This is a genomic window from Streptomyces ziwulingensis, from assembly GCF_039542605.1.
In the GTDB taxonomy this organism is placed as follows: Bacteria; Actinomycetota; Actinomycetes; order Streptomycetales; family Streptomycetaceae; genus Streptomyces; species Streptomyces ziwulingensis.
Window position 1 is genome coordinate 44329 of sequence record NZ_BAABIG010000002.1, and the last position, 20336, is coordinate 64664.

General features: G+C 74.2%; 18 protein-coding genes. 7 read left to right on the top strand and 11 right to left on the bottom strand.

Features of this window, described 5'->3' with window-relative positions; all coding sequences use genetic code 11:
- The first annotated feature begins 26 nt into the window (after positions 1–26).
- Together ABEB00_RS00800 and ABEB00_RS00805 are read left to right on the top strand one after the other, a co-directional pair.
- Positions 27–1247, top strand: coding sequence for a DUF5685 family protein (locus ABEB00_RS00800; protein WP_345616764.1), 1221 nt, complete (start codon positions 27–29; stop codon positions 1245–1247).
- 256 nt (positions 1248–1503) lie between these two features.
- Positions 1504–2406: a S1 family peptidase gene (locus ABEB00_RS00805; RefSeq protein WP_345616765.1), complete on the top strand. Its 903-nt coding sequence runs from the start codon at positions 1504–1506 to the stop codon at positions 2404–2406.
- 202 nt (positions 2407–2608) lie between these two features.
- Here the strand turns inward: ABEB00_RS00805 and ABEB00_RS00810 are convergent, their stop codons facing one another.
- Positions 2609–3658 carry a DUF3533 domain-containing protein gene (locus tag ABEB00_RS00810; protein ID WP_345616766.1) on the bottom strand — a complete coding sequence of 350 codons (1050 nt, stop codon included), beginning with the start codon at positions 3656–3658 and terminating at the stop codon, positions 2609–2611.
- Positions 3659–3811: 153 nt separating this feature from the next.
- Here ABEB00_RS00810 and ABEB00_RS00815 point away from each other — a divergent pair, with 153 nt between their 5' ends.
- Positions 3812–7378, top strand: a complete 3567-nt coding sequence (locus tag ABEB00_RS00815) for a DNA polymerase III subunit alpha (RefSeq protein WP_345616767.1) — start codon at positions 3812–3814, stop codon at positions 7376–7378.
- Positions 7375–8343, top strand: a complete 969-nt coding sequence (locus ABEB00_RS00820; RefSeq protein ID WP_345616768.1) for a DNA polymerase Y family protein — start codon at positions 7375–7377, stop codon at positions 8341–8343. Before ABEB00_RS00815 ends, ABEB00_RS00820 begins: the two co-directional genes overlap by 4 nt.
- 79 nt (positions 8344–8422) lie before the next feature.
- Here the strand turns inward: ABEB00_RS00820 and ABEB00_RS00825 are convergent, their stop codons facing one another.
- The 4 genes from ABEB00_RS00825 to ABEB00_RS00840 all read right to left on the bottom strand — a co-directional run bounded on the left by ABEB00_RS00825 (position 8423) and on the right by ABEB00_RS00840 (position 11429).
- Complete coding sequence (locus tag ABEB00_RS00825) at positions 8423–9490, bottom strand: lytic polysaccharide monooxygenase auxiliary activity family 9 protein (RefSeq protein ID WP_345616769.1); 1068 nt, start codon at positions 9488–9490, stop codon at positions 8423–8425.
- 185 nt (positions 9491–9675) lie between these two features.
- The gene (locus ABEB00_RS00830; protein WP_345616770.1) at positions 9676–9810 is read right to left on the bottom strand and encodes a hypothetical protein; all 135 of its coding nucleotides are present in this window, start codon (positions 9808–9810) and stop codon (positions 9676–9678) included.
- Between the two features lie 208 nt (positions 9811–10018).
- Positions 10019–10519, bottom strand: a complete 501-nt coding sequence (locus ABEB00_RS00835; protein WP_345616771.1) for a ribonuclease FAU-1 family protein — start codon at positions 10517–10519, stop codon at positions 10019–10021.
- Positions 10500–11429 (bottom strand): GNAT family N-acetyltransferase, encoded by a 930-nt coding sequence (locus ABEB00_RS00840; protein WP_345616772.1) that lies wholly within the window; start codon positions 11427–11429, stop codon positions 10500–10502. The genes ABEB00_RS00835 and ABEB00_RS00840 overlap by 20 nt, the downstream gene beginning before the upstream one ends.
- 71 nt (positions 11430–11500) lie before the next feature.
- Between ABEB00_RS00840 and ABEB00_RS00845 the strand changes: the two genes are divergently transcribed.
- Positions 11501–11869, top strand: coding sequence for a GntR family transcriptional regulator (locus ABEB00_RS00845; RefSeq protein ID WP_345616773.1), 369 nt, complete (start codon positions 11501–11503; stop codon positions 11867–11869).
- 82 nt (positions 11870–11951) lie between these two features.
- Here ABEB00_RS00845 and ABEB00_RS00850 read toward each other — a convergent pair whose 3' ends face one another.
- Genes ABEB00_RS00850 through ABEB00_RS00860 form a run of 3 tightly spaced genes read right to left on the bottom strand, consistent with a single transcriptional unit; the run spans position 11952 to position 14699 of the window.
- Positions 11952–12752 carry a polysaccharide deacetylase family protein gene (locus ABEB00_RS00850; protein ID WP_345616774.1) on the bottom strand — a complete coding sequence of 267 codons (801 nt, stop codon included), beginning with the start codon at positions 12750–12752 and terminating at the stop codon, positions 11952–11954.
- A complete protein-coding gene (locus ABEB00_RS00855) occupies positions 12745–13881 on the bottom strand; it encodes a glycosyltransferase family 2 protein (RefSeq protein ID WP_345616775.1) in 1137 nt (378 codons plus the stop codon). The genes ABEB00_RS00850 and ABEB00_RS00855 overlap by 8 nt, the downstream gene beginning before the upstream one ends.
- Complete coding sequence (locus ABEB00_RS00860) at positions 13878–14699, bottom strand: glycosyltransferase family 2 protein (protein WP_345616776.1); 822 nt, start codon at positions 14697–14699, stop codon at positions 13878–13880. Before ABEB00_RS00860 ends, ABEB00_RS00855 begins: the two co-directional genes overlap by 4 nt.
- Before the next feature lie 617 nt (positions 14700–15316).
- Between ABEB00_RS00860 and ABEB00_RS00865 the strand changes: the two genes are divergently transcribed.
- Entirely contained in the window at positions 15317–16123 is an 807-nt protein-coding gene (locus ABEB00_RS00865) for an SGNH/GDSL hydrolase family protein (RefSeq protein ID WP_345616777.1), read from the top strand.
- Between the two features lie 365 nt (positions 16124–16488).
- Positions 16489–16755, top strand: a complete 267-nt coding sequence (locus tag ABEB00_RS00870; RefSeq protein ID WP_345616778.1) for a hypothetical protein — start codon at positions 16489–16491, stop codon at positions 16753–16755.
- 167 nt (positions 16756–16922) lie between these two features.
- Here ABEB00_RS00870 and ABEB00_RS00875 read toward each other — a convergent pair whose 3' ends face one another.
- From ABEB00_RS00875 to hmgA, 3 genes are read right to left on the bottom strand one after another with little or no spacing between them, the layout of a single operon-like run.
- Complete coding sequence (locus tag ABEB00_RS00875; protein ID WP_345616780.1) at positions 16923–18080, bottom strand: type ISP restriction/modification enzyme; 1158 nt, start codon at positions 18078–18080, stop codon at positions 16923–16925.
- Between the two features lie 22 nt (positions 18081–18102).
- Positions 18103–18852, bottom strand: coding sequence for a GntR family transcriptional regulator (locus ABEB00_RS00880; protein WP_345616782.1), 750 nt, complete (start codon positions 18850–18852; stop codon positions 18103–18105).
- 28 nt (positions 18853–18880) lie between these two features.
- Positions 18881–20206: a homogentisate 1,2-dioxygenase gene (gene hmgA / locus ABEB00_RS00885; protein ID WP_345616783.1), complete on the bottom strand. Its 1326-nt coding sequence runs from the start codon at positions 20204–20206 to the stop codon at positions 18881–18883.
- Positions 20207–20336: the final 130 nt, after the last annotated feature.

The window sequence follows — 20336 nt, forward strand, 5'->3', positions numbered from 1 at the left end:
GTCTTCACGAACCTCGGGGGAGCGTCGTGTTCGGAATGGTCAGGCCCTGTCGGCACCGGCTCGGAGAGCGCCTCACCCACCAGTGGATGGCTCATTTGTGCGGGTTGTGTCTCGCGCTGCGCGGGGACCACGGACAGTTCGCGCGGCTCGTGACCAACTACGACGGCCTGCTCGTCTCGGTGTTGACGGAGGCTCAGGCCGCGGGTGCGGCGACGGGCGGTGCCGGGGGGCGGCGTACGGCGGGGCCCTGTCCGCTGCGGGGCATGCGCACCGCCTCCGTCGCGCACGGTGAGGGCGCGCGGCTCGCGGCGGCGGTCTCGCTGGTGCTGGCCTCGGCGAAGGTCCGCGACCACGTCACCGACGGGGACGGGCTGCTGGCCCGCCGGCCGGTGGCCCGCGCCGCCCGCCGGGTCGCCGCGCGCTGGGACGCCGCCGGGGCCCGTACCGGCGCCGCCGTGGGCTTCGACACGGCCGTCCTGGTGGACGCCGTGGACCGGCAGGCCGGCGTCGAGTCCCTGGCCGGCCCCGGGACCCCGCTGCTCGTCGTCACCGAACCGACCGAGACCGCGACCGCCGCCGCCTTCGCGCACACCGCCCACCTGGCCGGGCGGCCGTACAACGCCCGGCCGCTCGCCGAGGCCGGGCGCCTCTTCGGCCGGCTCGCCCATCTGCTGGACGCGGTGGAGGACCAGCGCGCCGACGCCGCGTCCGGCGCCTGGAATCCGCTCACGGCCACCGGGACCTCGCGCGCCGAGGCCCGGCGGCTCGCGGACGACGCCGTGCGCGGGATGCGGCTCGCCCTGCGGGAGGCGGAGTTCACCGACGGACGGCTGGTCCACCGGCTGCTCGTGCACGAACTGCGCTCCTCCGTGGAGAGGGCGTTCGGCACCGCGTCCTGCGCGCACGGCTCGGGCGGCCGGGCCGGTCCGCACGCCGCCGGTCCGCACGCCGCCGGTCCCTACGCGCCGCCCGGTGTCCCGGGCGGTCCCGCCGGTCCGCCGCCGCCCGAGCCGCCGCGCCGCGGGCGGGGGCTGCTCGCGGGGTGCGCGGTGTGGGCCGGGCTGGCCTGCACCTGCCAGTTGTGCTGCGGTACGTACTCCGATCCCTGGTCGGGGGAGCGCAAGGAAGGGCTGTGCGCCAACTTCGACTGCGAGGGGTGCGGGGACTGCTGCAGTTGCTGTGACTGCTGCGGCCAGTGTTGCGGCAACTGCTGTGGCGACGGCTGCGGCTGCGGCTGCGACTGCTGAGGGCGGGCCGGGAGGGACGGGAGGGACGGGCGGGCCGGGAGGGACGGGAAGGCCGCCAGGTGTCGTCCGGTCGTACGGGAGGCGACGGCCGAAAGGCACCCTTGCGCCGACCGTCCGTTCGGCCGAATACTCCCCCTCAGTGCTTGTCAGGGGCACGTCGTGTTCCGGAATCCGGACATCCGCACCCCTGACTGCGCCTCACGGGTCCACCAACCCCACCAATGGGCCCCCTACTTCCTTTCTGGAGGAACGAAACGTGAGGATCAAGCGCACCACCCCCCGCGGCGGCATCACGAGACGTACTCGGTTGATCGCCGTCTCCACCGGCCTCGTGGCCGCCGCCGCGGTCGCGGTCCCCCACGCGACGGCGGCCGACACCCCCACCTTCAGCTCCGCCGAGCTCAAGAGCGTCAGCTCCTCGGTGCTGAAGGCCGACGTCCCCGGCACCGCCTGGGTCGTCGACAGCAAGTCCGGCAAGGTGCAGGTCACCGTCGACAGCACGGTGTCCCGGGCCGAGATCGCCGAGATCAAGGCGCAGGCCGGCGACAAGGCCGACGCGCTCACGATCAAGCACACCCCCGGCACGTTCAGCAAGCTGATCCAGGGCGGCGACGCCATCTACGCGACCAGTTGGCGCTGCTCGCTCGGCTTCAACGTCCAGAACAGCAGCGGTGTCCAGTCCTTCCTGACCGCCGGTCACTGCACCGACGGCGCCACCACCTGGTGGTCCAACTCCGCGCACACCACCGTCATCGGGACGACCGCCGGCTCCAGCTTCCCGGGCAACGACTACGGGATCGTGCGGTACACCGGGTCCGTCGCCCGGCCCGGCACCGCCAACGGCGTGGACATCACCAGCGCCGCCACCCCGGCCGTGGGCACCACCGTCATCCGTGACGGCTCCACCTCCGGCACCCACAGCGGCCGGGTCACCGGTCTGAACGCCACCGTGAACTACGGCGGCGGCGACATCGTCTCCGGTCTCATCCAGACCAATGTCTGCGCCGAGCCCGGCGACTCCGGCGGCCCGCTCTACGGCAGCAACGGCACCGCGTACGGTCTGACCTCCGGCGGCAGCGGCAACTGCACCTCCGGCGGTACGACCTACTTCCAGCCCGTCACCGAGGCCCTGAGCGCCTACGGGGTCAACGTCTACTAGGGGACGCCGGGTTTCCCGAAGCCGGACAGCAGTGAGCGACACGAGCCCCCGCACGCGACCGGCGTGCGGGGGCTCCGCCCCGCTCGTGCCGGGGAGATCGCGCCGGAGCGGCCAGCGCGCGTAGACGCACAGCCGGGCGGTGGCCGCAAGAGGCGGAACCCGGACAGGACTGGACCTCCTCGCGGCGCCCGGGGCGCAGGTGTCAGACCTCCTCGCGGCGCCCGGGGCGCCGTGCCGAGGCCAGCATCGTGACCGCCGTGCCCGCCACCGCCCACGCGGAGAGCACCAGCAGCGAGGCGGTGACGTCGTTGCCCCGGAAGTACGCGATCGAACGGGCCGCCCAGGTGCCGGCGCCCGGCGGCAGCGCGGGGCCGATCGCCTTCCAGAACGGCGGCAGCATCGGCAGCGGGAAGGCACCGCCCGCGCTCGGGTTGCCCGCGACCACCACCAGCAGGATCGCCAGTCCGATGCCGATGATCCCGAAGAGGCCCTGGAGGGCGAGGGTGGCGGCGCCGACCGCGAAGGTGGTCAGCGCGCCGAGGCCCCACAGCGCCCATGTGCTGCCGGGCAGGGCGCCCAGGACCGGACCGATGATCAGCGCGCCGCCGAGTCCGCCGACGAGCGCGACCAGCGCCATCACGAGCAGCCGGATCGCCGCGCGGCGCGGGTCGGCGGGCCGGGCGCCGGTGCTGATCGCGAGGATCGAGGCGCACAGATAGCCCCCCACGCACCAGCCGACGACCAGGTAGAACGAGGACAGCCCGTCGAAGTCCTCCGCCGAGGCCGGGACCACGTCGACGGTCCGCAGGGGCCGCCCCTCGTTCTCCTCCAGGGCGGTGATCAGGCGCTCCAGGGTGGTGGCGAGGGCGGTGCCGCCGCCGGAGGCGACCAGCAGGGTGTCCCGGCGGCCGTCCGGGTCCACGATCAGGGCGCCGTCGATCTCCCGGTTCTCGACCTGCTCGCGGGCGCTCGCCTCGTCCGCCACCGTGCGCGGGTCCAGCGGGGTGCCGGGCAGTGTCTCCAGCCGCTCCACGGTCCGTCCGGCCGCGGCCGCGGGCACGACCACGCCGAAGGGCACGTCCGCCGGCTTCGGGTCGTGCAGGGCGCCCACGTAGGAGGCGATGAAGAGCAACTGGAGCGCGATCACGCCGAGCACGAGCAGCGTGGCCCGCGGGGTGACGGCGTCCCGCACCTCGCCGAGGAACGAGCCGCCGGAGCTGCGGGGAGCACCGGCACCGGTGGTGTGTGACATGTCCCCACGGTCCGGGTTCCCGGGCGTTTGCGCAGGTGGGAAGGGGCCGAACGGATGTCGCACACATATTCGAAGATAGAGGTATGGTGGGGTGCAGAGATGGGAACGGACGTTCGATAAAGCGTCGGAGTCCAACGAGTGCGGGAGGTGCGTGTGCCGGGTTTCACGCATCTGCACACCGCTTCCGGGTTCTCCCTGCGCTACGGCGCCGCCCACCCGGAACGGCTGGCCGAGCAGGCCGGGGAGCGGGGCATGGACGCCCTCGCCCTCACCGACCGCGACACCCTCGCGGGCACCGTCCGCTTCGCCAAGGCGTGCGCGAAGGCGGGGGTGCGCCCCCTGTTCGGCGCGGAGCTGGCGGTGGCGCCGCCCGCCTCCGGACCCGCCCCCGGCGACACCTCCGTACGCCGGGACCGGCGCCGTACCCCCGTGCGCGGCGGCGCCTTCGTCGACGAGTCGGCCCCGCGCGTCACCTTCCTCGCCCGGGACGGCGCCCGCGGCTGGGCCGACCTGTGCCGACTGGTCTCCGCCGCCCACACCGCCCCCGGGAAACCCCTGCTGAACTGGGCCGACAACCACGGCGACGGCCTCACCGTGCTGCTCGGCCCCGACTCCGACGTCGGCCGCGCGCTCGCCGCCGGCCGCCCCGACCGCGCGGCCCGGCTGCTCGCGCCCTGGCGGGAGGTGTACGGCGACGCCCTGCGCCTGGAGACCGTCTGGCACGGCCGCGAGGGCACCGGCCCCGGCTCCCTGCGGCTGGCCGCCCGGACCGTGGGCTTCGCCGCCGAACAGCGGGTGCGGCCGGTGCTCGCCAACGCCGTGCGCTACGCCGACCCCGGCCAGGGCCGGGTCGCCGATGTGCTGGACGCCGCCCGCCGCCTGGTCCCGATCGACCTGACCGGGGAACTGGACTCCGGTGAGGCGTGGCTGAAGGACGCGGCGGCGATGGGCGGCGCCGCCGAGCGGATCGTGCGGGCCGCGGGCTTCCGCGACGACGTGGCCGGGCGGCTGCTGGAGCAGACCCGGGTGGCCGCCGCCGAGTGCCTGGTGGACCCCGAGGACGACCTCGGCATGGGCACCGTGCACTTCCCCGAACCGCACCTCGTCGGCGCCGGCCGCCGCACCGCCCAGCGCACCCTCGCCTCCCGGGCGGCGGCGGGCATGGTGCGGCGCGGCCTGGACCGGCGGCGGGAGTACTGGGAGCGGATGCACCACGAACTGGACATCATCGCCCACCACGGCTTCGCCTCCTACTTCCTCACCGTCGCCCAGGTCGTGGACGACGTGCGGTCCATGGGCATCCGGGTCGCCGCGCGCGGCTCCGGCGCGGGCTCGCTCGTCAACCACCTGCTCGGCATCGCCCACGCCGACCCGGTCGAGCACGGGCTGCTGATGGAGCGCTTCCTGTCCAAGGAGCGGGTGGTGCTGCCCGACATCGACGTCGACGTGGAGTCCGCGCGCCGCCTGGAGGTCTACCGGGCGATCATCGGCCGGTTCGGCGCCGAGCGGGTCGCGACGGTCGCGATGCCGGAGACGTACCGGGTGCGGCACGCGATCCGGGACGTGGGCGCCGCGCTGTCCATGGACCCCGCCGAGATCGACCGCGTCGCCAAGTCCTTCCCGCACATCCGCGCCCGGGACGCCCGCGCGGCCCTGGCGGAACTGCCCGAACTGCGGGAGCTGGCGGGCCGCGAGGAGGAGTACGGCAGGCTCTGGGAGCTGGTCGAGTCCCTCGACGCGCTCCCGCGCGGCATCGCCATGCACCCCTGCGGAGTACTCCTGTCCGACGCCTCCCTGCTCTCCCGCACGCCGGTCATGCCGACCAGCGGCGAGGGGTTCCCCATGGCGCAGTTCGACAAGGACGACGTGGAGGAGCTGGGGCTGCTCAAGCTGGACGTGCTGGGGGTGCGGATGCAGTCGGCGATGGCGCACGCGGTCGCCGAGGTGGAGCGGGCGTCGGGGGAGCGGGTCGACCTGGAAGCGGTGCCGCAGGGCGACCCGGCGACGTACGAACTGATCCGTTCGTCCGAGACGCTGGGCTGTTTCCAGATCGAGTCGCCGGGCCAGCGGGACCTGGTCGGCAGGCTCCAGCCGGACACCTTCCACGACCTCGTCGTGGACATCTCGCTCTTCCGGCCCGGCCCGGTCGCCGCCGACATGGTGCGGCCGTTCATCGAGACCCGGCACGGGCGGGCGCCGGTGCGCTACCCGCACCCGGACCTGGCGGAGCCGCTGCGGGGCACGTACGGGGTGGTCGTCTTCCACGAGCAGGTCATCGACATCGTGGCGATCATGACCGGCTGCGGGCGGGGCGAGGCCGACCGGGTGCGGCGCGGGCTCTCCGACCCGCAGTCGCAGGGGCGGATCAAGGTGTGGTTCGCGCAGCACGCGGCGGCGAACGGCTATGACGCGGAGACGATCGGGCGGACCTGGGAGATCGTCGAGGCGTTCGGTTCGTACGGCTTCTGCAAGGCGCACGCGGTCGCCTTCGCCGTGCCCACGTACCAGTCGGCGTGGCTGAAGACCCATCACCCGGCCGCCTTCTACGCCGGGCTGCTCACCCACGACCCCGGCATGTACCCCAAGCGGCTGCTGCTGGCGGACGCGCGGCGGCGCGGGGTGCCGGTGCTGCCGCTGGACGTGAACAAGTCGGGGGTCGCACACGGGATCGAACTGGTGTCTGAATCACTGTCCGGGTCAGCGTCCGGGCCAACCGGACCGGCCGCATCGCGGTCTCCCGTCTGGGGGCTGCGGCTGGCCCTCCGCGACGTGCACGGCATCAGCGAGGCCGAGGCGGAACGGATCGCCGCCGGGCAGCCGTACGCCTCCCTGCTCGACTTCTGGGAACGGGCCCGGCCCAGCCGCCCGCTGGCCGGCCGGCTCGCCCAGGTCGGCGCGCTGGACGCGTTCGGCGCCAACCGCCGCGACCTGCAACTGCACCTGGCCGAACTGCACCGGGGCGCCCGCGCCGGCCGCGGCGACCAGCTCCCGCTGGCCGGCGGCCGGCGGACCGCCTCCGCCGGACTGCCCGACCTCACCTCCGAGGAGAAGCTCAGCGCCGAACTGGGCGTGCTCTCCATGGACGCCTCGCGCCACCTGATGGACGACCACCGCGCCTTCCTGGACGAGCTGGGCGTGCGGTCGGCGCGGCGGCTGCGCGAGGCCAGGCACGGGGAGACGGTGCTGGTCGCGGGCGCCAAGGCGGCCACCCAGACCCCGCCGATCCGGTCCGGCAAACGGGTCATCTTCTCCACCCTGGACGACGGCACCGGCCTGGTCGACCTCGCCTTCTTCGACGACTCCCACGACACCTGCGCACACACCGTCTTCCACTCCTGGCTGCTGCTGGTGCGCGGGGTGGTGCAGCGCCGCGGCCCGCGCAGCTTCAGCGTGGTGGGCGCCGCCGCCTGGAACCTGGCCGAACTGCTGGAGATCCGCCGCGAGAAGGGCTTGGAGGGCGTCGCGGCCCTGCTGGCCGGGGCGGGCGGGACGCCCGGGGGCGACGACCCCGAGGACGGTCCGGCGCGCCGCCGGCTCGCCGGTTCGCACGGGCGGCCCGCGCCGGCCGGCTCCGCCGCCCAGGACGCGATGGAGCGGCGGCGGAGCATCCGGATGCCCACGGGGTACGAGATGCACCCCTGGGCCGATCTGCGCCCCGCGGGTGAAGGGCCCGCGGTGGGAAGGAAGTTGTGGCACCAGAGTCCGGGGAGTGCGGGATGACCATCCTCTGCGTACGTTTCCAGTTGCCGCCGATGTACGAGGCGGCCCTGCCGGGGCTGCTCGGGCTGCTGGAGGAGTTCACTCCGGTGGTGCAGGCGCTGCCGCCGGACGGGGCGCTCGCCGATCTGCGCGGCGCCGAACGGTACTTCGGGCGCGACGCGGTGGAACTGGCGTCGGTGCTCCGGGTCCGCGCCCTCGCGCTGCACGGCGTCGACTGCGCGATCGGCGCCGGACCGGGCCCGCTGCTGGCCCGGATGGCGCTGCGGGAGGCCCGGCCGGGCGCGGTCCGCGCGGTCACGGCGCGGGAGGTGCCGGAGTTCCTCGCCGAACGGCCGGTCACCGCGCTGCCCGGGGTCGGCCGGGCCACCGCCCGCACCCTGTGCGAGTACGGCCTCGACACCCTCGGCCGGGTGGCCGCCGCGCCCCCGTCCACGCTCCAGCGGCTGATCGGCGCGCGGGCCGGCCGCGAGCTGCGCGAGCAGGCGAACGGCGTCGACCGCGGCCGGGTCGTCCCCAACGGCGTCTCCCGGTCCCTGGTCGCCGAACGCCCCTTCGACCGCGACGAGCTGGACGCCGGCCGGCACCGCCGCGTCCTGCTGTCGGCCGCCGACGAACTCGGCGCCCGGCTGCGCGCCCTGGACAAGGTCTGCCGGACCCTCACCCTCACCGTGCGCTACGCCGACCGCTCGGCGACGACCCGGAGCCGCACCCCGGGGGAGCCGACCGCCCACACCGCGGCGCTCACCCGGACCGCCTACGGCCTGTACGAGGCGCTCGGCCTCCAGCGCGCCCGGGTCCGCGCGATCGCCCTGCGCGCCGAGGGGCTCACCCCGGCCGAGCACGCCGCTCACCAGCTCACCTTCGACCCCGTGGACGAGAAGGTCCGCCGTATCGAGGAGGTCGCGGACCGTGCCCGCGCGAAGTTCGGGCCGCGGGCGGTGCTGGCGGGGTCGCTGGTCGCGTGAGCCGGGTCCGGCTCGTCCGGTGCGCGGGGGGACCGCCCGGCCTGAGCCGCCGGACGGTCCCCCGGTCTCCGGTCTCCGGTCAGCGACCGGCCCGGCCCCCGTGCGTGGCGCGGCGCCGGGCCGTGGCGAAGAGGGTGGCCGCGCCCAGGGCGAGGACGGCGGCGCCGCCGACCGCGAGGTACGGGGTGGTCCCGTCGCCGCCGGTCTCGGCGAGGTCGGCGCCGCCGCCGGCGGCCTGCGGCCGGTTGGGCCCGGCGGCAGCGGCCGCCCCGGCCTCCGGACTCGCCCCGGCCCGCGCACTCGCGTCGGTCGTCGTGGTGGCGTCCTGGTCGCCGTGGCCGTGGTGCTCGACCGTCGACTTGTCGCTGCCCGCCTCGATCTGCGCGTCGGACGGGGCGGACGCCTCCGGCGCCGCGCCCTCTCCGGCGCCGGCCGCCTGGTCCTGGCCGGTGGTGTCGGTCTCCTCGGCGGGGTCCGTCTCCCCGGGGGCGGTGCCGCCGGTGGTGTTCTCCCCGCCGAAGGCGACGTCCGAGCAGGAGTAGAACGCCTCCGGGCTGTCCGAGCGCTGCCACACCGCGTACAGCAGATGCTTGCCGGTGCGCTCGGGCAGGGAGCCGGAGAAGGTGTAGAAGCCGTCCGAGGCGACCGGGTCGGTGACCGTCGCGACCGGGGCGGTCAGGTCCAGGTCGGCCCAGGCCAGCGGCTGGGCCGGGTCGTAGCCGGGCTGGGTGATGTACACCTTGAAGGTGCCCTTGTGCTGGGCCGTCACGCGGTACTTGAAGGTGTACGAGCCGCTGTTCACGCCGGTCGCGGGCCAGTCGGCGCGGGCCAGGTCCAGGCCCTTGAAGGCCGGGTCGTTGGCGCTGCACAGCTTGCCGTCCGGGATCAGCTCCTGGTGCTTGCCGTCGGCGTTGCCGATGCGGATGCCGTTCCAGTCGTAGAGCGCCTGCGTGCCGCCCGCCGCGACCGCCGCCCCGCACGCGGCCGACGTGGGGCTCTCGGGGCCCTCGGCGTAACACTGCGAGACCCGGCTGACCGGGTCGCCCATCGAACCGTGCGCGGCGGCGGGGGCGGCCGTGAGCGCGGTCAGGGCGAGCGGGAGGGCACCGGCGGCGACGACGGCGGCGACCCTGCGGGATGCGGGCATGGGGGAACTCCTCGAAACGGTCACTGAGAACGGGAAAGCGAGCCGGAACCCGTGGGGGGTGATCAGCAAGCTAGCCCCGCAGCACCGCGAAATCGCCTGCCGGAGGCGGGCGGAGGAGATCCTTATGGTCCCTTTAAGGGAGTGCTCAGGCTGGGCTCAGGTAGCCACCCGAGCCCAGCGGCCGGTCAGCCCTCCGGCCACCAGGTGCGGGCGATGTCCTTGCGCACTTCCGGGCGGGCGGCCGGGCGCGCCTCGGCTTCCTCGCGGACCCGGCGGGTGTCGCTCTTCTTCAGGGGCTTCTGCACGGTCACACGGCGCATGGCTGCCTCCTCACGGATCCACCGGGTTCCGCGTGGTCACGGGGGTAGACCCTGTTCGCGAGAGTTCCTCATCGACGCAGCCCTGTCAGTGGCGGCGGTCACGATTCGACTGTCAGTGGTGGCTGTCACCCTTGCGGGCTCCGGAACATCCCGGTGTGACGCCATGTCCCCGTCCCATGACGCCGCGAAACCGGACGGGACGTGATCTCTACATCAGCAGTGCCCCGAACCCGTCCCCGCGGGCCAGCCGCTCCAGGGTGTCCAGCGCGGCGACGGCGGCGGCAGCGGCCCCGGGGTCCCGTTCCGCCAGACCGCTCGCGGCGAACTCGTCCTCGTCCAGCCGCCGTACGTCCGTGCCGTCGGCGGAGCGCCACAGATCCAGGTCGAGGTCCTCCACGACGAGTTCCGCGCCGGTGCGCACGGCGGGGCGGGTGATGTCGCAGTACCAGCCCTTCAGCGTGCCCGTACCGGTGCGGACCTCCTTGACGGCGTACCAGCGGTCGCGCCAGTAGTACTCGGTGAACACGTCCCCCGCCTCGAAGCGCACGAAGCCGAAGTCGCGGACGCCGGCGCCGGCCCAGGGGGCGCGGACGGTGACGCGGGTCCCGTCGTCGGCCAGCAGCTCGCTCGGGTAACGGATCTTCGTGCGGCCCGCCTTCACAAGTGCGATCTCCACCACGGACCCCGGCTCAGCCGATCTCGCGGACATGACGCACCTCCGTGGCGCGGATCTCGTAACCGCACCACTTGTTGACGGCGAGCATCGGGCCGTTGCCGGTGTCGTTGCCCGTGAACGCCTCCGTGCGGCCGGCGGCGCGGGCCCGGTGCAGGGAGGCGTTCTTGACGAGCTTGGCCAGGCCCCGGCCGCGGAAGGCGCGCGCGGTGCCGGTCATCGCGGTGGCGTAGCGCGTGCCGTCGTCGGTGTAGGCCGCGGTGAAGGCGGCGGGGCGGCCGTCCACGACGGCCACCGTGGTGAGGTCACGGTCCAGCAGCGGATGGCGCCAGGTCTCCGCCACCCACGCCGCGTAGTCGGTGAACTCGGTGGCCACGTCGCTCGGTTCGTCCGCCGTCGTCTCCGCGTCCAGCGCGAACAGCGGACGCGGGTCGTCCGCCCAGTCGGCGGCGGTCCGCAGCGCGACCCCGGCGGGCGGCGGTTCGAGCGGCGGGAGCGTGCCGTGCGCCAGGTCGAGGCGGAGGAAGTGCGCGGAACGCCCCTCCCGGTAGCCGTGCCGCTCGGCGAACCCCCGGTCCGCGGGCGTGTCCAGCACCCAGGAGAGCAGCTTCGTGGCCCCCTCGGCGGCCAGGTACTCCTCGGCCACCCGCACCAGCAGCCCGCCCGCGCCGCGCCGCAGCCGGTCCGGGCGCACATGGACGTTGAGGTACGCCTGTCCCGGCTCCGGGCTGTCCCGGACCAGACCGATCTGGGCGGTGCCGATCACCTCCCCGTCCTCCTCGGCCACCAGGGACCTCGCCCGGGTCGCCGGATGGGTGTGGGTGAGGTGGTGCAGGACGGACTCCGGGGTGTACAGCATGTACGGCAGGGCGCGGCGGCGGACACGGGCGAAGGCCTCGACGTCGCCGGGGACGCCGGGCCGCAGGTCACGCACGGAGACGGTCATGGGAGCGCACGCTACGGGCGCCCAAGGCCGGGGTGCCTCCCATTTTCCGCCGGGTACGGGACAATCACCGCGTGACCTTGAAGATCCACATCGACGACGGTGCCGCCCCCTACGAACAGGTGCGCGCGCAGATCTCCGGGCAGGCCCGGTCGGGCACGCTGCCGGTGGGGTACCGGCTGCCGACCGTGCGCGGGCTGGCCGAGTCCCTGGGCCTCGCGCCCAACACGGTCGCCAAGGCGTACCGGGCGCTGGAGGCGGACGGGGTGATCGAGACGCGGGGCCGCAACGGCACCTTCGTCGCCGCCGCGGGCTCGGCCGCCGCCCGCGAACTGGCCGCCGCCGCGCAGACCTTCGCCTCCCGGGCCCGGCGGCTGGGCGTACCGGAGGACGAGGCGTCGGCGGCGGTACGGGATGCCCTGCGGGCGGCGTTCGAGCGGTGAGCGCCGGCCGGGCGGACGGGACTTTCGACACCCGCCCGGCAAGTACGGCCCCGCGTCCGCGCGGCCCCGGCCGGCCTCCCGTTCAGACCCGGGTACCGCGCACCCGTCCGCGCAGTCGCCGGGTCCGGCGGACCACGGCGTAACCCTTGGTGAGAGCCCGGTCCCGGGCGAAGACCCGGGTGAGCGCGCGGCCTTCGAGCAGCCGGGCGAACTCCGCCGCGCCGGTGCTCCGGCGCACCGTCACCCGCCGCAGCGCGTACGGTCCCTGGGCGCGCCGGGCCAGTGCGTTGCCCACGGCCAGCGCCTGGGCGTACCCGGTCTCGCGCACCGCCGCCCGCACCCGGCGGTCGGAGTAGCCGTAGGGGTAGGCGAACGACGCCGGTGCCGTGCCCAGCCGGTCGGTGAGGATCTCCCTGGAGTGCGTCAGTTCGTACCGCAGGTCATCGGTGCCGACCTGGTCGAGCTGGGGGTGGGTGTGGCTGTGCCCGCCGATCTCCACGCCCGCGTCGGCCAGTTCCCGCACCTGGTCCCAGTCGAGCATGGTGTCGAGCGCGCCCCCGGTGTCGTACGGGCCGCGCAGCCAGCCCGTGGCGACGAACAGGGTGGCCGGGAAGCCGTGCCCGGCGAGCACGGGCAGGGCGTGGCGGTGCACGCCCTCGTAGCCGTCGTCGAAGGTGACGAGCACCGGGCGGGCGGGCAGCGGCCGGCCCGCCCGCCAGGCCGCGGCCAGTTCCGCCGCGGTGACCGGGGTCAGACCGCGCTCGGCCACGGCCGCCATCTGCGCCGCGAACGCCTGCGGGGTCACCGACAGCGCCCGGGTGGCGGCGCGCGGATCGGCGGCGACGGCGTGGTACATGAGGATCGGCACGCGCGCGTCACTCATCCGCGCCTCCCGGCGCCGGAGCGGCCGGAGAGGCCGGAGCGGCCGGCATCACCGGTCCCGTCGTCCGGGTCGAAGCGGTGGTCGTGGCGGTGGTCGCGCCGATGGTCGCAGTGGCCGTCGCGGCGAGCGGCGGGATGGAGAACGCCACCGCGCCCCGCCGGACCCGGACGCTGCCCAGCACATAGCCGCCCGCCGCCGTGCACACCCCGGCGACGATCGCGCCCGCCCGGCCCGCGCCGCCCGGACGGGCCAGTACGGCGTCCCGCAGGCCGCGGGCCACCCCGGCCGGCAGCACGCGCGTGGCGTACCGCCGCTCCGACTCAAGCCCTTTCTCCGCGCCGACGCTCCGCGCCACCAGCGCCTTGGACAGGCCCTCCGCGTAGGCGCGGGCGCGGAAGTACCGGAAGCGCTCGCGCGGGGCGGGCACCCGGTGGTGGATGACGGCCCGGTCGTCGATGAGCAGGACGGCGTCCGGCCGGGCCCGGGTGAGCCGGATGCACAGCTCCGTCTCCTCGCAGCCCAGCGGGCGGCTGTCGCCGTCGCGGCCGATGCCGGTGGCGAAACCGCCCGCCGCGTCGAACGCCTCCCGCCGGAAGGAGGCGTTGCCGCCGAGCACGTTGCGCACCCGGACCCGGCCGGGCGGCAGGCCGCGGTAGGTGCAGCCCACCACCCAGTCGAACTCCTCCGGGAACCAGACGGGCCGGCGTCCCGACGCCCAGATCGGCACCGTGCGCCCGCCGACCGCCAGCACGCGCGGGTCGTCGTAAGCCTTTGCGAAGTGGCGCAGCCAGTCGCGCTCGGCCACGGCGTCGTCGTCGAGGAAGGCGATCACCGCGCCGCGCGAGGCGGCGATCCCGGTGTTGCGGCCGGCCGAGAGCCCGCGGGGGCCCGCGTTGGCGAGCACCCGCACCTCCCCGGACGCCTGGTGCCGCCCGTATTCCGCGTGCTCGGCGTGCTCCGGGTACTCCTCGGTCAGCCGTGCGCGGAGCGCCTCGTTGTGGTCGACGACCAGCAGGATCTCCAGGGCCGGGTGGGACTGCGCCCGCACCGAGGAGACCGCCGCGAGGATGTCCTCCCAGCGCTCCTCGGTGTAGACGCAGATCACCACGGAGATGCCGGGACGGCTCAAGACACCTTCCCCTGCGCCGTGTCCAGCTTCGCCGAGTACGTACGGCTGCCGCGCAGCGCACGCCGGTTGGAACGCTCCTGGAGGATGACTCTCAGCACCCGCAGCCCGTCGCGCACGGCCCGCAGGTTGCTGACGCCGTGGATGCGCAGGTACTCGTGGCTGGGTATCTCCTGGACCTTCAGGCCCGCCTTGACGACCCGGATGTTCATCAGCGTCTCGACCTCGAAGCCGGTGCAGTCCAGGTCGATCTTGTCCAGGCAGTGGCGCCAGAACGCGTTGTAGCCGTAGCAGAGGTCGGTGTAACGGGCGCCGAACTTCCGGTTGACGACCGCGCACAGGGCGGCGTTGCCCAGCCTGCGGACGAAGGTCATGTCGTCGGTGCCACCGCCGTTGGCGAAGCGGGAGCCCTTGGCGAAGTCGGCGCCCGAGACGAGGGCGGAGACGTAGGAGACGATCTCCTCGCCGTCCGCCGAACCGTCGGCGTCGACCATGACGATGATGTCACCGGTGCACGCCTGGAAACCGGTGATCAGCGCGTCCCCCTTGCCCTTGCCGCGCTGCTCCACGACCTTGACGTCCGGCCGCAGCTCGCGTGCGACGTCGACGGTGTCGTCGGTGGAGTTCCCGTCGACCAGGACGACCTCGTGTATCCAGTCCGGGAGTGTCTTGAAGACGTACGGCAGGTTCTCCGCCTCGTTCATCGCGGGGATGACCACACTGACCGGCGGCGCGATCGCCAGGTGTGAGGAGACGGGCCGGTACTTCGCGGCGTGCGACGGGCTGTCGCCCGTGGCCGCCGGCCGCAGAACGGAACTCATGACTCTGGTCCCTCTCGTCCGGCGGACCGCCCGCCCCAGGGCGGTCCGGCATTGTGTCCGGTTCGAAAGGGGGGTTGTACTCACCCACGGCACGGGTCGGATGACGCTCCGTGCCCGCCGATGAGCGGGCAGAACCGGCCGGCAGCCGAGAACGGCGGCCGACCGCGCGGCACGACCGGCCCGGAGACGGTCACATCACCGGGCACGGCACCCCCCTACCGCGCCTCGCCCTGGTCCGCCGCGGTCCCTGAGCCCTCCCCTGGAGCCGCTTGCCGGCGTACCGGTGCGGGCGAGATGTACGACGGTATTGACGATTCAACCTGTATGGCAAGTGCGGGAACGAGCCCTCACCTTTTCGTTGTTCTGCTGTCATCCGTACTGATGGAACGACATATTCCGATCAGTATCCGATCATCGGACAGATCCGCTTTGCCCCCTGAAGCCCTTGAATGAGCCCTTGATGCCGGGGCTCAGAGTCGCGCAGTCGCCGGGGACCGTCAAGACGGCCTTTGCGTCCGCACCGCCTCCGATCGGGTCAGTTTTGGCATGCGCACTTCCTGTCAACACGCGTAGCTGGTACCACGGTTGCGGCAGAGAACCTGCTAAAGGGAGGTTCCATGAGACGTTCCCGACTTGTCGGTTTCCTGAGTGCCGTCCTCCTGGCCGTGTGCGCCGCCCTCACCGGGGCCGGTTCCGCGCAGGCCGCCGAATCGGCTGCCGCCGGGCCCTATGTGGCCCTCGGCGACTCCTATTCCTCCGGTGTCGGCGCGGGCAGCTACACCGCCGCCAGCGGTGACTGCAAGCGCAGCACCAAGGCGTACCCCCAGCTCTGGGCCAACGCCAACTCACCTTCGTCCTTCGCCTTCACCGCCTGCTCCGGCGCCCGTACGGGTGATGTTCTCGCCGGACAGCTCGCCCCGCTCGGCTCCGCCACCGACCTGGTCTCGATCAGTGTCGGCGGCAACGACGCCGGTTTCGCCGACGTCATGACGACCTGTGTGCTCCAGTCCGACAGCAACTGCCTGTCGCGGATCGCCACCGCGCGGGCGTACATCGACTCCACGCTCCCCGGCAATCTCGACAACGTGTACACCGCGATCCGCGGCAAGGCCCCCGCCGCCCACGTCGTCGTCCTCGGCTACCCCCGCTTCTACAAGCTCGGCGCCACCTGCCTCGGCCTCTCCGAGGCGAAGCGGAAGGCCGTCAACGACGCCTCCGACCACCTGAACACCGTCCTCGCCCGCCGCTCCGCCGCGCACGGCTTCACCTTCGCCGACGTCCGCACCCCGTTCACCGGCCACGAGATCTGCTCCGGCAGTTCCTGGCTGCACAGTGTCAACTGGCTCGATGTCGGCGAGTCCTACCACCCGACGGCGGCCGGCCAGTCGGGCGGCTACCTGCCGGCCCTGAACAGCGCCGCCTGATCCGGCACCCCGCCAGGGGACTCCGGACACCCCGTCAGGGGGAGTGCGACCCGGAGTACGTGCCGGGAGGTGAGGGGGAGGTCCCGTCCGTCGGGGTCTCCCCCTCGCGCGTCACCGAAGACGGGGGCGGTCGGCGGTCACCCGCTCACCGCCCCCTTGAGCGGCAGCCCGGTCGCCGGCCGGGCCGGTCCGGCCCCTCGGCGGCCCGGTTGTCCAACTCGCCCTGAATTGAGCCGGATTCATCGAGTGATCGTCAACACCCTTACGGGGAAGGTGAATCCTGTGACCGCGATACACGCGAGCCCCACTGGGGCGATAGGGTTACCCTGCCCGGGCCGGGTGGCCTCGTACGGGTGGGGAGTGACATGGAACAGATAACAGTGCGCAGCAGGGCACGGGTCCCTGCGATCACCTGCGGGAGCAGCGCGACCAGCTCGCGTCTCGACCGCCATCTCTCGGTGCTCGGCGGTCCCGCCGTCCCGCAGCGCGAGACGGTCGAGGCGACCTCGCTGATCGTGGAGCTGACCGCGCGTGACACCGCGCACGACCGCAGCGGCAGGGGCGCCCGAGTGCGCCGGGTCTCGCTCTTCGCGCCGCTGCGCAGACTGCGCCGTTCACTGTTCGGCAACTGAGCCTCCGCGCTCTCGCGGTCACACCGTCCGGCGTCGCCTCGCGCACTCGTAGCCCGTCATCCCCACGGCACGCAGCGACGCTCCGGTGTGCACCCTGAGCGCGGACGCTCCACGTCATTCCGGCACTGCGGCACCCCGGCACCCGTGCCACCCGAAGGGCAGGCCCGTCACAGCAGCGCGAGCTGACCCTCGGGGCCCTCTTCCCGGCCCTCCAGCACCGAGGCGGGGCCGCGCGCCGAGCGGGGGACCGGGAGGACGCCCGCCTCGCACAGTTCGGTGGCCGTGAGGGGGGCGGTGACCGTGAACTCCGCCCGCCGCGGGAGCACTTCCGCGAGCAGGGCCAGCACCGTGATCAGCTCCAGCAGTTCGGACGTCCACTCCGGCCGCCAGGCGGCGGGGCGGATCGAGGCGAGCGTGCCCGGTTCGCCCTCGGCGGTCCGGGCGGCGAACCAGCGCTCCAGCACCCGCTCCCCGCCGGCCTCGAACTCCCAGGCGCCGGGCGGCACCGGGGAGACCCGGCCCTCGTCGAGGTACAGGGCCTCCTCGTCCGGGTCGTAGCGCAGGGTCAGCGGGCGCGGGGGCAGCGGGGCGCGGACGTACGGGCGGCGGCCGCCCGGCAGCCTCGGGCGTTCGCCGTCGCGCCGCATCAGCCACAGCGCGCGGCGGCCCAGGGCCACGCCCCGCTCCCACAGTGCGGCGTCCGAGGTGAGCGGCACCACCGGGCCCGGGCGCACCGCCGCCCAGGCCCAGGCGAGGAAGTCCAGCGGGTCGGGGCGCAGGCCGAGCTGGGCGGCCAGGTGATCCAGCAGGCCGGGCGCCAGGTTGGGTTCCGCGCCGCCGGGGCGCCGGTGCAGCGGGCGGACCCGGCCGGGCCCGAAGACCGGCAGCAGCGAGGTCGCCAGCAGCGCGCCGGACGGGTCGGGCGTCTCCACGACGAAGACCTGCCGCGCGTCCGCCACCCGCCACAGCTCGGGGCGGGCCGCGTCGATCAGCCGGTGGTCCGGGATCAGCCACTGCTCGTCGAACGGCGCGCGCAGCACGCGCACCGGCTCCGGGCACGGCCCCGAGGCGCGCACCAGCCTCCCGGTGCCGCCGGTGACCCCCGGGAGCTGGCCGACCGGCGTGTGCAGGGTGCGCGACCGGGTGGGCTCGAACAGGGCCTCGCGGTCCGGCCCCCCGGCCTTCAGCAGGGCGTCCCAGCGCGCCTTCAGGGACGTCACGTCGGGCGCCGTCGGCCACCCCCGGCCGAGCCGCGGCGGTGCGACGGACCACGGCATGAGGTCCGCCAGCGGCGGAGCGTCGTCGTCGTGCGTCACGCCTGGCATCGTACGACGGGCGGGGGCGGTCTCACTGGGCGTCCAGGGTGACGGTGAACGCGAAACGGTCGCCGCGGTAGTTAATGACCGCCACGTCCAGCACCCGCCCGGCGGTGTCCCGGGTGATGCCCGTGTAGTGCAGGATCGGGCTGAGCAGCGGGACCCGCAGCAGCCGGGCCGTCTCCGGGTCGGCGAGCCGGGCCTCCACGGTGTCCGTGATCCGGCCGATGCCCACGCCCACCACGTCCCGCAGCACCTTGGTCATCGGCCAGCGGGTCAGGTCGTCGGGGTCGATGCGGGCGGCCAGTTCGGGACGGACGTAGTTGCGGGCGTGGTTGGTCGGCTCGTCCGTCTTCTCGTCGCCGCGCAGCCGGTGGTACGTGGCCACCTCGGCCAAGTCCGGGAAGCAGTCGCCCAGCCCCGCGGGCACCGGCCCGCTGCCGTGCGCCAGCAACTCGGTGCGCATCCCCGACTGCTGGGCCACGATCGCGTCCACCGAGCCGAGCAGCCGCACCGGCGCGGCCCGCCGGACGTGCGGCTCGATGAACGTGCCGCGCCGGCGGTGGCGTGAGATCAGCCCCTCGTCCTCCAGCTCCCGCAGGGCCTGCCGCATGGTCAGCACGCTCACCCCGTAGTGCCCGGCGAGCTGCTCCTCGGTGGGCAGGCGCAGCGGGTCCTGGGGTGAGCGGCCGAGTATCGAGGCCCGCAGCGACTGCGAGACCTGGTACCAGAGCGGCAGCTTGCGGTTGAGGACGACGGAGTCCGGGGCGAAGGAGGTCACGGCTGTCATCCGTACCGGCCCGCCCGGGTCACCGCAAGGGGCGGAAGTGCCGCGCGAGGCCCCGCCAGACCTCGTCGTAGCGCGGTTGCAGGTGCTCCGCGCCGGCCGCCTGGGGCGCCAGCGTCACCGGCCACCGGGTCTCGAACATGAACGCCAGCCCGTCGTCGATCCGCTGCGGCACCAGCTCCGCCGCGCTCGCCCGGTCGAAGGTCTCCCGGTCCGGGCCGTGCGCCGACATCATGTTGTGCAGCGAGCCGCCGCCCGGCACGAACCCGCCCTTCCCGGCCGTCTTGGCGTCGTAGGCGCCCTCGATCAGCCCCATGTACTCACTCATCACGTTGCGGTGGAAGTACGGCGGCCGGAAGGTGTCCTCGCCCACCAGCCAGCGCGGCACGAACGCCACGAAGTCCACGCCCGCGAGGCCCGGGGTGTCGGAGGGCGAGGTGAGCACCGTGAAGACCGACGGGTCGGGATGGTCGTACGAGATCGAGCCGAGGGCGTTGAAGCGGCGCAGGTCGTAGACGTACGGGACGAGGTTGCCGTGCCAGGCGACGACGTCGAGGGGGGAGTGGTCGTAGACGGCCGTCCAGAGGTTCCCGCAGAACTTGTTGACCACCTCCACCGGGCCCTCGACGTCCTCGTACGCGGCGGTCGGCGCCCGGAAGTCACGGGCGGCGGCCAGCCCGTTGGCGCCGATCGGGCCGAGGTCGGGCAGGCGGAAGGGGGCGCCGTAGTTCTCGCAGACGTAACCGCGGGCGGTGTCGTCCAGCAGCTCCACCCGGAAGCGCACCCCGCGCGGGACGAGCGCGACGTGCCCCGGCTCGGCGTGCAGCGCTCCGAACTCGGTGCGCAGCAGCAGCCCACCGCGCTCCGGGACGATCAGCAGCTCGCCGTCGGAGTCGCTGAGGACGCGGTCCATCGAGGCGGTGGCGTGGTAGAGGTGCACGGCCATGCCCGCGCGCCGGGTGGCGTCGCCGTTGCCGCCGAGGGTCCACAGGCCGGCCAGGAAGTCCGTGCCCGGACCCGGGGCGGGCAGCGGGTCCCAGCGCAGCCGGTTGGGGTCGGGGACCGCCTCGGTGAAGGGCGCGGTACGGACCCGGCCGTTGTCCGCGCGGGTGAACGGCGGGTGCGCGGCCGAGGGGCGGACGCGGTACAGCCACGAGCGCCGGTTGTGCGCCCTCGGCTCGGTGAAGGCCGTGCCGCTGAGCTGCTCCGCGTACAGCCCGAGGGGCGCCCGCTGGGGCGAGTTGCGGCCCTCGGGCAGCGCGCCCGGCACGGCCTCGGAGGCGTGTTCGTTGCCGAAGCCGGTCAGATACGCCGCTCCCGCCGCGGCCTTCCGCGCGTCCCCGCTCATGCTCGCTCCCTCGCGCCTCGCCCCACTGATTCCTATGCAACACCGTAGGATTGCGGTTTCCCGCGCGCAAGAGGTCCGCCCGGCCCGCCGTCCGCCTGCGGAAGGACGGCCGGAACCCGACCCCGAGGGT

Excerpts from the sequence above, each read along its gene's own strand:
- ABEB00_RS00865 (WP_345616777.1), top strand. The coding sequence starts at position 15,317 with ATGAGACGTTCCCGACTTGTCGGTTTCCTGAGTGCCGTCCTCCTGGCC.
- ABEB00_RS00840 (WP_345616772.1), bottom strand. The coding sequence starts at position 11,429 with ATGACCGTCTCCGTGCGTGACCTGCGGCCCGGCGTCCCCGGCGACGTC.
- ABEB00_RS00860 (WP_345616776.1), bottom strand. The coding sequence starts at position 14,699 with ATGAGTTCCGTTCTGCGGCCGGCGGCCACGGGCGACAGCCCGTCGCAC.
- ABEB00_RS00870 (WP_345616778.1), top strand. The coding sequence starts at position 16,489 with ATGGAACAGATAACAGTGCGCAGCAGGGCACGGGTCCCTGCGATCACC.
- ABEB00_RS00875 (WP_345616780.1), bottom strand. The coding sequence starts at position 18,080 with ATGCCAGGCGTGACGCACGACGACGACGCTCCGCCGCTGGCGGACCTC.
- ABEB00_RS00835 (WP_345616771.1), bottom strand. The coding sequence starts at position 10,519 with ATGTCCGCGAGATCGGCTGAGCCGGGGTCCGTGGTGGAGATCGCACTT.
- ABEB00_RS00810 (WP_345616766.1), bottom strand. The coding sequence starts at position 3,658 with ATGTCACACACCACCGGTGCCGGTGCTCCCCGCAGCTCCGGCGGCTCG.
- ABEB00_RS00825 (WP_345616769.1), bottom strand. The coding sequence starts at position 9,490 with ATGCCCGCATCCCGCAGGGTCGCCGCCGTCGTCGCCGCCGGTGCCCTC.
- ABEB00_RS00850 (WP_345616774.1), bottom strand. The coding sequence starts at position 12,752 with ATGAGTGACGCGCGCGTGCCGATCCTCATGTACCACGCCGTCGCCGCC.
- ABEB00_RS00820 (WP_345616768.1), top strand. The coding sequence starts at position 7,375 with ATGACCATCCTCTGCGTACGTTTCCAGTTGCCGCCGATGTACGAGGCG.
- ABEB00_RS00830 (WP_345616770.1), bottom strand. The coding sequence starts at position 9,810 with ATGCGCCGTGTGACCGTGCAGAAGCCCCTGAAGAAGAGCGACACCCGC.
- hmgA (WP_345616783.1), bottom strand. The coding sequence starts at position 20,206 with ATGAGCGGGGACGCGCGGAAGGCCGCGGCGGGAGCGGCGTATCTGACC.